The sequence below is a fragment of the Streptomyces sp. NBC_00234 genome, from assembly GCF_036195325.1.
Lineage (GTDB): Bacteria > Actinomycetota > Actinomycetes > Streptomycetales > Streptomycetaceae > Streptomyces.
Genome location: NZ_CP108101.1, coordinates 5,882,886 through 5,895,999 on the forward strand (window position 1 = coordinate 5,882,886; position 13,114 = coordinate 5,895,999).

General features: G+C 69.2%; 11 protein-coding genes. 8 read left to right on the forward strand and 3 right to left on the reverse strand.

Going from position 1 to position 13,114, the window contains the following annotated elements; all coding sequences use genetic code 11:
- Window positions 1-182: 182 nt before the first annotated feature.
- Window positions 183-731 carry an NADAR family protein gene (locus OG230_RS26020; protein WP_328906130.1) on the reverse strand — a complete coding sequence of 183 codons (549 nt, stop codon included), beginning with the start codon at window positions 729-731 and terminating at the stop codon, window positions 183-185.
- Between the two features lie 207 nt (window positions 732-938).
- Between OG230_RS26020 and OG230_RS26025 the strand changes: the two genes are divergently transcribed.
- The 8 genes from OG230_RS26025 (at window position 939) to OG230_RS26060 (ending at window position 10,689) form a co-directional block, all read left to right on the forward strand.
- Entirely contained in the window at window positions 939-2,453 is a 1,515-nt protein-coding gene (locus OG230_RS26025) for a gamma-aminobutyraldehyde dehydrogenase (protein ID WP_328906131.1), read from the forward strand.
- Between the two features lie 48 nt (window positions 2,454-2,501).
- A complete protein-coding gene (locus OG230_RS26030) occupies window positions 2,502-3,752 on the forward strand; it encodes an ABC transporter substrate-binding protein (protein WP_328906132.1) in 1,251 nt (416 codons plus the stop codon).
- Between the two features lie 63 nt (window positions 3,753-3,815).
- Entirely contained in the window at window positions 3,816-4,967 is a 1,152-nt protein-coding gene (locus OG230_RS26035; RefSeq protein WP_328906133.1) for an ABC transporter ATP-binding protein, read from the forward strand.
- Entirely contained in the window at window positions 4,964-5,896 is a 933-nt protein-coding gene (locus tag OG230_RS26040; RefSeq protein WP_328906134.1) for an ABC transporter permease, read from the forward strand. The genes OG230_RS26035 and OG230_RS26040 overlap by 4 nt, the downstream gene beginning before the upstream one ends.
- On the forward strand, window positions 5,896-6,699 hold the full coding sequence (locus tag OG230_RS26045; RefSeq protein ID WP_328906135.1) for an ABC transporter permease: 804 nt from the start codon (window positions 5,896-5,898) through the stop codon (window positions 6,697-6,699). The genes OG230_RS26040 and OG230_RS26045 overlap by 1 nt, the downstream gene beginning before the upstream one ends.
- A gap of 24 nt (window positions 6,700-6,723) precedes the next feature.
- Window positions 6,724-8,139: an NAD(P)/FAD-dependent oxidoreductase gene (locus tag OG230_RS26050; protein ID WP_328906136.1), complete on the forward strand. Its 1,416-nt coding sequence runs from the start codon at window positions 6,724-6,726 to the stop codon at window positions 8,137-8,139.
- 130 nt (window positions 8,140-8,269) lie between these two features.
- Window positions 8,270-8,746 (forward strand): hypothetical protein, encoded by a 477-nt coding sequence (locus OG230_RS26055; RefSeq protein WP_328906137.1) that lies wholly within the window; start codon window positions 8,270-8,272, stop codon window positions 8,744-8,746.
- A gap of 119 nt (window positions 8,747-8,865) precedes the next feature.
- Window positions 8,866-10,689 (forward strand): chitinase, encoded by a 1,824-nt coding sequence (locus OG230_RS26060; protein WP_328906138.1) that lies wholly within the window; start codon window positions 8,866-8,868, stop codon window positions 10,687-10,689.
- Here OG230_RS26060 and OG230_RS26065 read toward each other — a convergent pair.
- The gene (locus OG230_RS26065) at window positions 10,640-11,458 is read right to left on the reverse strand and encodes a phosphatase PAP2 family protein (RefSeq protein WP_328906139.1); all 819 of its coding nucleotides are present in this window, start codon (window positions 11,456-11,458) and stop codon (window positions 10,640-10,642) included. The two genes, OG230_RS26060 and OG230_RS26065, sit on opposite strands and share 50 nt — an antisense overlap.
- Window positions 11,459-11,607: 149 nt before the next feature.
- Window positions 11,608-12,948, reverse strand: a complete 1,341-nt coding sequence (gabT, locus tag OG230_RS26070; RefSeq protein ID WP_328906140.1) for a 4-aminobutyrate--2-oxoglutarate transaminase — start codon at window positions 12,946-12,948, stop codon at window positions 11,608-11,610.
- Window positions 12,949-13,114: the final 166 nt, after the last annotated feature.

The window sequence follows — 13,114 nt, forward strand, 5'->3', positions numbered from 1 at the left end:
GGCGGACTAGGGCCTCTCGTTTGGATCATGCCGGGCTCGCGTGCCCTGGCACGCGCACCTGCGGCGTTGTCGTCGGTCGCCGACGCTCCGCGTCGACTCCCTCCTCCGCCTTGCAGCTGCCCGCACCAGACACCGCTCCCTGATCCGGCCTGATCCAAACGAAAGACCCGAGACTCCGGCCGTCACTCCGCGCGCAGCCGCGCCCGCGCCTCCATGAGCGCGAAGCCGAGCAGATTGAGCCCCGCCCAGCGGGCCGGGTCGGTCACCGCCGGGTCGTCCCAGGCGAGGCCGATGCCCCAGATCCGGTCGACCGGGCTCGCCTCGACCAGCACGCGTTCCCCCGTGCTCAGCAGATACCCCCGCAGCGCCGCGTCCTGCCCGAACTTGTGGACACTGCCCTCCACCACCAGGCCGAACCGCTCGCGCACCCAGACGCTCTCGTCGAAACCGCGGACCAGCCGGCCCACCTTCTTCGCCTCCGCCGGGCTGCCGGCCGCCACGGCCCGTATCTCCGCGTCCTCGTCCGCGAAGAGCCGCGCCTTGCCGGCCATCATCCAGTGCTCCGCCGACGCGTACGTCACCGAACCGACCGTGAACGGCGACGGCCACCACTGACTCAGACAGCTCGATCCGAGCCGGCCGTCGGGGCGTGGGCGGTGTCCCCAGAACGGCAGGTACTTCACTTTCTCGCCACGTGCCACCCTCGCCGCAAGATCATCGATATGTCCCATGGCAGGTGAGTGTGGCATCCGCCACGGACACTTCGTACGGTGATCTTCTTGTCGACGCGACACATGGTCGACAGATTCCGTCGCGTAACCAAAAGGCAACAACGGAATCACTTGTTGGCCGGGGTGCCCTCTGTCAGGATCGGCACTCAACTCGACCAGAAGCTACGCCGCCCCCGCTCAGCGGGGAGTGCGGCGGAGGAGAGCGTCATGGACAACAGCTTCCACGTGCAGGACCGCTTCGCGGGCGGCGCGCAGTACATCGGCGGAAAACTGCTGTCCGGCACATCAGGCCGCCACCACGAGGTGGTGAACCCGGCGACGGGTGACACCGTCTTCCGCTACGAACTGGCGGGCACCGACGACGTCGACGCTGCCGTCGCGGCGGCCGTGGCGGCGTTCCCCGGCTGGTCCGGTGCCACCCCGGCCGAGCGCTCGGAGGCGATGCACCGCTTCGCCGCCGTGCTCGCCGCGCAGGCCGACGACTTCGCGTACGCCGAGTCCCTCCAGTGCGGGAAGCCGATCAAGCTCTCCACCGAGTTCGACGTGCCCGGCACCGTCGACAACACGTCCTTCTTCGCGGGCGCCGCCCGCCACCTGGAGGGCAAGGCGGCCGGTGAGTACGACGGCGACCACACCTCGTACGTACGCCGCGAGGCGATCGGGGTCATCGGCTCCATCGCCCCCTGGAACTACCCGCTCCAGATGGCTGCGTGGAAGGTCCTCCCGGCCGTCGCCGCCGGCAACACCATCGTCCTCAAGCCGGCCGAGATCACCCCGCTGACCTCGCTGATGTTCGCGCAGGCGGCCACCGAGGCCGGCATCCCGGACGGCGTGATCAACATCGTCACCGGCGCGGGCAAGGACGCGGGCGAGCACCTCGTCGGCCACCCGGACGTCGTCATGACCTCCTTCACCGGCTCCACCGCCGTCGGCAAGCGGGTCGCGGAGATCGCCACCTCCACCGTCAAGCGCCTCCACCTCGAACTCGGCGGCAAGGCCCCCTTCGTGGTCTTCGACGACGCCGACCTCGAAGCGGCGGTCAACGGAGCGGTGGCCGGCTCCCTCATCAACACCGGCCAGGACTGCACGGCCGCCACCCGCGCCTATGTGCAGCGCCCGCTCTACGACGCCTTCGTACGGGACGTCGCCGCTCTCATGGAGACCGTGCGGCTCGGCGACCCCTTCGACGCCTCGACGGACCTCGGCCCGCTGATCAGCCACGCCCAGCGCGACCGGGTCGCCGCCTTCGTCGAGCGCGCCCGCGCCTACGCCACGGTCGTCACCGGCGGCGAGGCCCCGGGCGGCGAGCTCGCGGACGGCGCCTACTACCGGCCGACCCTGGTCGCGGACGCCGCCCAGGACAGCGAGATCGTCCAGTCGGAGATCTTCGGACCGGTCCTCGTGGTCCTCCCCTTCGACACCGACGACGAGGGCATCGCCCTCGCCAACGACACCCCGTACGGACTCGCGGCGTCCGCCTGGACCCGTGACCTCTACCGGGCCAACCGGGCCACCCGCGAGATCAAGGCGGGCTGCGTCTGGGTCAACGACCACATTCCGATCATCAGCGAGATGCCGCACGGCGGATACAAGGCCAGCGGTTTCGGCAAGGACATGTCGGCGTACTCCTTCGAGGAGTACACGCAGGTCAAGCACGTGATGTACGACAACACCGCGGTCGCCCGCAAGGACTGGCACCGCACGATCTTCGGGGACCGATAGCAGCCGCCGCCTGACCAGCGGCCACACACACCCGAAAGGGCAACGCGTATGGAGCAGTACGAGCCCGAGCGCCTCTCCTCCGCCCAGCTGGCGGCCATGAGGCGAAGCCTGACCACGGGCAGGGGCGCACTCACCCGCCGTTCGATGCTGCGCGCCTCGGGCATGGGCGCCCTCGCGCTCGGCGGCCTCGGCACACTGAGCGCCTGCGGCATCCCGCCCGCCAAGCGCGAGGGCGACGCGGCAGCCGCCTCCGACGACCACTCGGCCGAGGAGAAGCAGATCAGCTTCTCCAACTGGACCGAGTACATGGACGTCAGCGAGGACGAGAAGGGCCGCCCGACCCTGGAGGCGTTCACGAAACGCACCGGGATCAAGGTCAAGTACACCGAGGACATCAACGACAACGTCGAGTTCTTCGGGAAGATCAAGCCGCAGCTCGCGGCCGGCCAGAACACCGGACGCGACCTCATATGCGTCACCGACTGGCTGGCCGCCCGCATCATCCGGCTCGGCTGGGCGCAGAAGCTCGACCCGGCGAACCTGCCGCACGCGTTCGCCAACCTCTCGACCCAGTTCCGGACCCCGGACTGGGACCCGGGCCGTTCCTACTCGTACCCCTGGACCGGCATCCCCACCGTCATCGCCTACAACTCCAAGGCGACCGGCGGCCGCAAGGTCGACTCCGTCACGCAGCTGCTCGACGACCCCAAGCTCAAGGGGCGGGTGTCGTTCCTCTCGGAGATGCGCGACTCCGTCGGCATGACCCTGCTCGACATGGGCAAGGACCCCGGCACCTTCACCGATGCCGACTTCGACGCCGCGATCGGCCGCCTCCAGAAGGGCGTCGACAAGAAGCAGATCCGCCGCTTCACCGGCAACGACTACACCGCGGACCTGAGCAAGGGCGACATCGCCGCCTGTATCGGCTGGGCCGGCGACATCATCCAGCTCCAGGCGGACAACCCGGACATCAAGTTCGCGATCCCGTCCGCCGGTTACATCACCTCCAGCGACAACCTCCTGGTCCCCGCGAAGGCGCGGCACAAGACCAACGCGGAGAAGCTCATCGACTACTACTACGAGCCCCCGGTCGCCGCCCAGCTCGCCGCGTACATCAACTACGTGTGCCCGGTCGACGGCGTCCGCGAGGAACTCGCCAAGATCGACGAGTCGATGGCCGCCAACACGCTGATCCTCCCGGACAAGGAGATGGCGGCGAAGTCGCGCGCCTTCCGCTCGCTCAGTTCCAAAGAAGAGACGGCGTACGAAGAGAAGTTCGCCAAGCTCATCGGCGCCTAGGGCATGTCCTAGCGCGGCCCTTCCCTTCCCTCACCCGACCTTCCACCACTGGGACTGCGACCCATGACACAGCAGCAGACAGCAGGCGGCGACGTCCGCCTCACCGGGATCAGCAAGACGTACGGTTCCTTCACCGCCGTACAGCCGCTCGATCTGACCGTCCCGCAGGGTTCGTTCTTCGCGCTGCTCGGCGCGTCCGGCTGCGGCAAGACCACCACGCTCCGGATGATCGCCGGCCTGGAGGAAGCGACCACCGGCACGGTCTCGCTCGGTGGCAAGGACATCACCGGCCTGCCCCCGTACAAGCGGCCCGTGAACACCGTCTTCCAGAGCTACGCGCTCTTCCCGCACCTGGACATCACCGAGAACATCGCCTTCGGGCTGCGCCGGCGCGGCATCAAGTCCGTCAAGAAGCAGGTCGACGACATGCTGGAGCTCGTCCAGCTCGGCGACTTCGCCCGGCGCAAGCCGCACCAGCTCTCCGGTGGCCAGCAGCAGCGCGTCGCGGTCGCCCGCGCGCTCATCAACCACCCGCAGGTGCTGCTCCTCGACGAGCCGCTCGGCGCCCTCGACCTCAAGCTGCGCCGTCAGATGCAGCTGGAGCTCAAGCGCATCCAGACCGAGGTCGGCATCACCTTCGTCCACGTCACGCACGACCAGGAGGAGGCCATGACCATGGCCGACACCGTCGCCGTGATGAACGGCGGACGCGTCGAACAGCTCGGTGCCCCCGCCGACCTGTACGAGAACCCGAAGACCACGTTCGTCGCCAACTTCCTCGGCACCTCCAACCTCATCGAGGCCGAGGTCGTCGGGACCGGCACGGACATCGTCGTCTCGGCGGGCGGCAGCAAGCTCAGGCTGCCCGGCGACCGCTGCTCCGCCCCGGCCTCGATCGGCGGCAAACTGCTCCTCGGCGTACGTCCCGAGAAGATATCCCTGGCGCACGCCGACGCGGCCGACCGGATAGCCGACGGCCGCAACCGGGTCACCGGCCGGATCGTCGACTCCAGCTTCATCGGCGTCTCGACGCAGTACGTCGTGGAGAGCCCGGCGGGCAAGGCGCTCCAGGTCTACGAGCAGAACATCGAGCGGGACGCGCGGCTCACCCCCGGCGCCGAGGTCGTTCTGCACTGGAACCCGGCGCACACCTTCGGTCTGGACGCCGCCCAGGACATCGACGCCGGTGTGGAGACGGTGGAGGACGCGGCGTGACCGTCACCGAAGCGCCCCCCGCGCCACCGAAAGAGCCCGCCGAGCTGGCTGTGCGCAAGCCCTCGGCCCGCAAGCGGCTCGTCCCCTACTGGCTGCTGCTCCCCGGCATCCTGTGGCTGATCGTGTTCTTCGCGATCCCGATGGTCTACCAGGCGTCGACCTCCGTGCAGACCGGATCCCTGGAGAAGGGGTTCGAGGTCACCTGGCACTTCCAGACCTACTGGGACGCGCTGAAGGACTACTACCCGCAGTTCATCAGGTCCCTGCTGTACGCCGGTTCCGCCACGATCCTGTGTCTGGTGCTCGGCTACCCGCTCGCGTACCTGATCGCGTTCAAGGCGGGCCGCTGGCGCAACCTCGTGCTGGTCCTGGTCATCGCGCCGTTCTTCACCAGCTTCCTGATCCGTACGCTCGCCTGGAAGACGATCCTCGCGGACGGCGGGGCGGTCGTGGACCTGCTGAACACGCTGCACGTCCTGGACGTCACCAGCTGGCTCGGCTGGACCGAGTCCAACCGGGTGCTCGCCACCCCGATGGCGGTCGTCTGCGGTCTGACGTACAACTTCCTGCCGTTCATGATCCTGCCGCTCTACACCTCGCTGGAGCGGATCGACGGCAGGCTGCACGAGGCGGCGGGCGATCTGTACGCGACCCCCGCCACCACCTTCCGCAAGGTGACGTTCCCGCTCTCGATGCCGGGTGTCGTCTCCGGCACGCTGCTGACCTTCATCCCGGCCAGCGGTGACTACGTCAACGCGGAACTGCTCGGCTCCACCGACACCAAGATGGTGGGCAGCGTCATCCAGTCGCAGTTCCTGCGGGTCCTGGACTATCCGACGGCCGCCGCGCTCTCGTTCATCCTCATGGCGATCGTCCTGCTGATGGTCACCTTCTACATCCGCCGCTCCGGGACGGAGGACCTGGTCTGATGCCCGCCCTGCGCTGGATTCGCCGCAACATGATCGTCATCGCGGGTCTGCTGACCCTCGGGTACATGATCGTGCCGAACATCGTCGTGATGGTGTTCTCGTTCAACAAGCCCAACGGGCGCTTCAACTACGCCTGGCAGCAGTTCTCCCTGGACGCCTGGAAGGACCCCTGCGGCGTCGCCGACATGTGCGCCTCGCTGTCGCTCTCGTTCCGGATCGCGATCTGGGCGACGATCGGCGCGACCGTGCTCGGCACGATGATCGCCTTCGCACTGGTCCGCTACCGCTTCCGGGCGCGTGGCGCGATCAACTCGCTGATCTTCCTGCCGATGGCGATGCCCGAGGTCGTCATGGCCGCCTCGCTGCTCACGCTCTTCCTGAACATGGGCGCGGAGCTGGGCTACTGGACCGTCCTGATCGCCCACATCATGTTCTGCCTCAGTTTCGTGGTGACCGCGGTCAAGGCGCGGGTGATGTCGATGGACCCGAGGCTGGAGGAAGCCGCCCGGGACCTCTACGCGGGCCCCGTGCAGACGTTCGTCAGGGTGACCCTGCCGATCGCCGCCCCGGGAATCGCCGCGGGAGCGCTGCTCGCCTTCGCGCTCTCCTTCGACGACTTCATCATCACCAACTTCAACGCGGGCTCGACCGTGACCTTCCCCATGTTCGTCTGGGGTTCGGCACAGCGCGGCACGCCCGTGCAGATCAACGTCATCGGCACGGCGATGTTCATCATTGCCGTGACGGTGGTTCTCGTCGGTCAGCTCATCGCGAACCGGCGTAAGAACAGCGCACAACCCTAGAAAGTTCCGAAGGAGTTGGAAACCATGGCCCCAGTCGCCATGCGTACTGCCGCACAATCGCTCGCCGGCGCCAAGCCGGTCTCGTACTGGCTCGACGACCCCGCCAGGCCCGAGGCGCTCCCCGCGCTCATCGGGGAGGAGCGCTGCGATCTGCTCGTCATCGGCGGTGGTTACAGCGGTCTGTGGACCGCATTGATCGCCAAGGAGCGGGACCCCGGTCGCGATGTCGTCCTGATCGAGGGGCACGAGGTGGGCTGGGCCGCCTCGGGCCGCAACGGCGGCTTCTGCGCCGCCTCCCTCACCCACGGTCTGGCCAACGGCCTGGAGCGCTGGCCGGACGAAATCGGGAAGCTGGAGGAACTGGGCGAGCGGAACCTCGACGCCATCGAGGAGGCCGTCGCCCGCTACTCCATCGACTGCGAGTTCGAACGCACCGGTGAGATCGACGTCGCCACCGAACCGCACCAGCTCGAAGAGCTGCGCGCCTGGCACCGGGAGACCGCGGATCTCGGCTTCACCGGGATGGAGTTCCTGGACCAGGACGCGGTGCGGGCGGAAGTCGACTCGCCGACCTTCCTGGGCGGGCTCCTGGACCGGCGCGGTGTCGCCATGCTGCACCCCGCGAAGCTGGCCTGGGGCCTGAAGCGGGCCTGCCTGGACCTCGGCGTGCGGATGTACGAGCACACCCGCGGGCTCGACCTGGTCAAGTCCGGTCCGGGGATGGCGGTCCGCACACCGTACGGGCGGATCCTGGCGCACAAGGTCGCGCTCGGTACGAACATCTTCCCCTCGCTCGTCAAGCGCGTACGCCCGTACACCGTCCCGGTCTACGACTACGCGCTGATGACCGAACCCCTCAGCGACGAGCAGCTGGCCGCGATCGGCTGGAAGAACCGGCAGGGGCTCGGCGACAGCGCCAATCAGTTCCACTACTTCCGGCTCTCCTCGGACAACCGGATCCTGTGGGGCGGATACGACGCGATCTATCCGTACGGAGGCCGGCTCAGCGCCGACCTGGACCAGCGGCCCGAGACCTTCCTCAAGCTCGCGGGCCAGTTCTTCGATTGCTTCCCGCAGCTCGCCGGTCTGCGCTTCACCCACGCGTGGGGAGGCGCGATCGACACGTGCTCGCGCTTCTCCGCCTTCTTCGGCACGGCCCATCAGGGACGGGTCGCCTATGCGGCCGGATTCACCGGGCTCGGGGTCGGCGCGACCCGGTTCGGGGCCGATGTGATGCTCGATCTGCTCGCCGGTGAGAAGACGGAGCGGACCGAGCTGGAGATGGTCCGTTCGAAGCCTCTTCCCTTCCCGCCCGAGCCGTTCGCCTGGGCCGGTATCGAGCTCACCAAGAGGTCGCTCGCCAGGGCCGACAACAACGGCGGCCACCGCAACCTGTGGCTGCGGACGATGGACCGGCTGGGTCTCGGCTTCGACAGCTGAACCCGTCCCGTGTGATCCGCTTCACACCGACAGGACTCCGAACCCGCGTAATGAACCGGGCCCGGGCCTCTCTCTTCCGTGAACGCACTGGCAGGAACCTGCCGGTGCCCACGTGAACGGGAGGCATGCCATGACCGGCCCGGGGCCCAAGTCCGCAGTCGAGTGGCTCGCATCAGCGGCACCGGATCCCGACGCCTGCCGGTGGGAATGGGAGCGCAACCCGCAAGGGATCGCGCTCCTGCCCGCCGGCAGGCGCTGGGACGTGCTGATTCTTCCGGGGGAGCTCGGTTATCCGACGCTCGACGTGCTCACCCGTCTCATCGACCGGCCCGGACCGGTGCTCGCCGATTTCGGCGAGGCCCGGATGGGTTTCTTCGTGCCGCCCGGCACCGTGACGCGCTGGATCGGCAGCGGCGTACGGGGCGCGGGCCGGGGCACCTGGATCGTCGTCCCGTATCCCGGCAGGGCCTCCGGCGGCGTGCGGTGGCTCATTCCGCCGGACGGCTCCGGGACGCTCACCGACCCGGCCCTGCTGGAACTCGCGATGCACGAGGCGGCGGGGGCGGCGGCGCGGGACGGCGACGACGGAGGTGGCGGCCGGGGCTGACGGGGGCGAGCGGCGGGGACCGGGAGAGGGCGCTGCGGCGCCAGAGGTCTTGACAAGCTGATTGGTCTGGACCATGTTGTGGCCCGCCGCACCCAATTCCCCCCTGCACGGAGGCTGTTGTGGAACGTACGGGACCCCCTGCCCGATTGTCCGGACTTCTGGCCGCCCTCGCGGCGACGCTGCTCGCCGCCGCGGGACTGGTCGCCACCGCCCCGCCCGCCGGCGCCGCCGACGCCGAACTGGCCCGCAACGGCGGCTTCGAGGCCGGACTGGACGGCTGGAGCTGCACCGCCGGCAGCGGAGCGGTCGTCAGCACCCCTGTGCACGGCGGCACTTCGGCACTGCGGGGCACCCCGGCCGGCAGCGACAACGCCAAGTGCTCCCAGACCGTCACGGTCAAGCCCGGCTCCACCTACACGCTGAGCTCCTGGGTGCAGGGCAGTTACGTCTACCTCGGCGCGTCCGGCACCGGCACCACCGACGTGTCCACCTGGACCCAGTCGCCCGGCGCCTGGAAGCAGCTCAGCACCACGTTCACGACCGGGGCCTCCACCACCTCGGTGACCGTGTACACCCACGGCTGGTACGGCACCCCCGCCTACTACGCCGACGACCTCAGCCTCATCGGCCCGGGCGGCGACCCGGTCGCGCTGCCCGCCGTCCCCGCCGGGCTGAGGGCGGGCACGGCCACCTCCTCCTCCGTCCCGCTCTCCTGGAACGCCGCATCCGGATCCACCGGCTACCACGTCTACCAGGGCGGCGCCAAGGTCCTCACGGTCACCGGCACCTCCGCCACCGTGACCGGCCTGGCCGCCTCGACCGCGTACAGCTTCCAGGTCGCCGCGGTCAACGCCGCCGGTGAGTCCGCCAAGTCGGCCGCGGTCTCCGCCACCACCACGGCGGGCGGCGGCGGGGGCGGGGGAGACCTCCCGGCCCACGCCCTCGTCGGCTATCTGCACTCCAGCTTCGCCAACGGCTCCGGCTATACGCGGATGGCGGACGTGCCCGACTCCTGGGACGTCATCAACCTCGCCTTCGGCGAGCCGACCTCCGTCACCTCCGGCGACATCCGCTTCTCGCTCTGCCCGGTCGCCGAGTGCCCGAACGTGGAGTCCGCGGCCGAGTTCAAGGCCGCCATCAAGGCCAAGCAGGCCGCGGGCAAGAAGGTGCTCATCTCCATCGGCGGCCAGAACGGTCAGGTGCAGCTCGCCACGACCGCGGCCCGTGACACCTTCGTCTCCTCGGTCAGCAAGATCATCGACGAGTACGGGCTGAACGGCCTCGACATCGACTTCGAGGGGCACTCCCTCTCGCTGAACACCGGCGACACCGACTTCCGCAGCCCGACCTCACCGGTGATCGTCAACCTGATCTCGGCGGTCAAGACCCTCAAGGCGAAGTACGGCGCCGGCTTCGTCCTCACCATGGCCCCGGAGACCTTCTTCGTCCAGCTCGGCTACCAGTACTACGGCTCGGGCCCCTGGGGCGGCCAGGACCCCCGCGCGGGCGCCTACCTCCCGGTCATCCACGCCCTGCGCGACGACCTCACCCTGCTGCACGTCCAGGACTACAACTCGGGTTCCATCATGGGTCTGGACAACCAGTACCACTCGATGGGCGGCGCGGACTTCCACATCGCCATGACCGACATGCTCCTCACGGGCTTCCCGGTCGCCGGCGACCAGTCGAGGATCTTCCCGGCGCTGCGCCCCGAGCAGGTCGCCATCGGCCTGCCGGCCTCGACCCAGGCGGGCAACGGGCACACCTCGCCCGCCGAGGTGAACAAGGCGCTGAACTGCCTGACCAAGAAGACCGACTGCGGCAGCTACCAGACTCACGGCACCTGGCCCGCGCTGCGCGGGCTGATGACCTGGTCGATCAACTGGGACCGCTTCAACCAGTGGGAGTTCTCGAAGAACTTCGACGCCTACTTCGGCGGCTGAGCACCCACAGCGCCACCAGCAGCACCCCGCTCAGGCACCAGCTGGCGATCACGTCGAGCGGCCAGTGATAGCCGCGCAGCACCAGACCGATGCTCGTCGCCGCCGTCAGCAGGACGGCGGCGGCGGGCATCGTCCATGAGCGCTTCAGATACGGGACCAGGAGCATCGCCGCCGCGCCGTAGGCCACGGCCGAGGTGGCCGTATGGCCCGACGGGTAGTAGCCGGTGGCCTCGGTCAGAGGGCCCTGGCGGTCGGTCCACAGCTTCAGCGGGACCACCAGCGCGGGCACGGCGGCCATCGCGAGTGCGGCGTACAGCGGTGCGCGGCGGGCGCCGCGCACCAGCGCGAAGACGATCGCGCAGCCCAGTACCGGGAGCGCGACCTGCATGTTGCCGAGATCGGTGAAGAGGTCGGCGAGCCCGGCCGGACCGCGGCCCGCCAGCGCCTCGCCGACGCGCTCGTCGGGACCGAGCAGGGGGCCGTCGGCCAGGACCTGCCAGGTGATGAGCGCGAAGACCGTGAGCAGCACCGCCACCACGGAAACGAGAGGAGCCGGTCGTCCAGGAACAGGGGGGGTTGTTCCTGGACGACCGGCGGGATCGGTTTGCCGCGCGCCCCGGGGGGTGTGGGGCGGGCGGCCATCCGATCGGTGAGGAGTTCCGGAGCCAGAGGCTCCAGTGGTGTGCGCGTGGGCACAACCGGGACGGCACTGGGGAAGCGCCGAACCGGAGTCGCCCGCAGTCTCCTGCGAGCGGCGTGTTTCTCTCATCTGCAGAAACCGTACGTCAGCCGAAGGGGGACCGACAGCCGGAATCGAATCCCGCCATCGGCCCCCCACACGTTCTTCACAGGCCCACACCGGGGCCGGGTCCGGCCCCCGCGAAATCGCCGTGCGGCGTTCGGCGGGGTTCGCACGGATCAGACCGTGGCGAAAGCCTGCTCGAGGACGTCGAGGCCCTCGTTCAGCAGGTCCTCGCCGATGACGAGCGGCGGCAGGAAGCGCAGGACGTTGCCGTACGTGCCACAGGTGAGGACCAGCACACCCTCGGCGTGGCATGCCTTGGCCAGGCCCGCGGCGGCGGCCGGGTTCGGGTCCTTCGTGCCGGGCTGGACGAGCTCGATCGCGATCATCGCGCCACGGCCACGGATGTCACCGATGATGTCGCCGTTGGGGAGCTTCGACTGCATCTCGGCGAGGCGGCCCTTCATGACCTCCTCGATGCGCTTGGCCTTCGCGTTCAGGTCCAGCTCGCGCATCGTCTCGATGGCGCCGAGCGCACCCGCGCAGGCCACCGGGTTGCCGCCGTACGTGCCACCGAGGCCGCCGGCGTGCGCGGCGTCCATGATCTCGGCGCGGCCCGTCACGGCCGAGAGCGGCAGGCCGCCCGCGATGCCCTTCGCCGTGGTGATGAGGTCGGGGACGATGCCCTCGTCCTCACAGGCGAACCACTGGCCGGTGCGGCAGAAGCCGGACTGGATCTCGTCCGCGACGAAGACGATGCCGTTGTCCTTGGCGAACTGGGCGATCGCCGGGAGGAAGCCCTTGGCCGGCTCGATGAAGCCGCCCTCGCCGAGGACCGGCTCGATGATGATCGCGGCGACGTTGTCGGCGCCGATCTGCTTGGTGATCTGGTCGATGGCCTGCGCGGACGCCTCGGCGCCGGCGTTCTCGGCACCGGTCGGCCAGCGGTAGCCGTACGCGACCGGGACGCGGTAGACCTCGGGCGCGAACGGGCCGAAGCCCTGCTTGTACGGCATGTTCTTCGCCGTCAGAGCCATCGTGAGGTTGGTCCGGCCGTGGTAGCCGTGGTCGAAGACGACGACCGCGGTGCGCTTGGTGTAGGCGCGGGCGATCTTCACCGCGTTCTCGACGGCCTCGGCGCCCGAGTTGAACAGCGCGGACTTCTTCGCGTGGTCGCCCGGCGTCAGCTCGGCCAGCTGCTCGCAGACCTCTACGTAACCCTCGTACGGCGTGACCATGAAACAGGTGTGGGTGAAGTCGGCGAGCTGCGCGGACGCGCGGCGCACGACGGCCTCGGCGGAGGCGCCCACCGAGGTCACGGCGATACCGGAGCCGAAGTCGATCAGACGGTTGCCGTCCACGTCCTCGATGATCCCGCCACCGGCGCGGGCCGTGAACACCGGCAGAGTGGAGCCCACCCCTGCGGCGACCGCCGCGAGGCGGCGAGCCTGGAGCTCGACCGACTTCGGGCCGGGAATGGCGGTGACGACGCTGCGCTCCTGCGGGATTGCGCTCATGAGGGGCTCCTGGGGGTGTTTCGTACGCTTCTCTTTCTGCAGGCTAGGGGCGGGGACCCGCGACCGGCATGCTCCGATCGGGAGTGGTGGGGGGCGTGTCCTTGTCCGCTGCGGACAGATGGGCGTACCTGCCACGGAGGTTCCCCGGAAGGGACCGGCCCGGGCG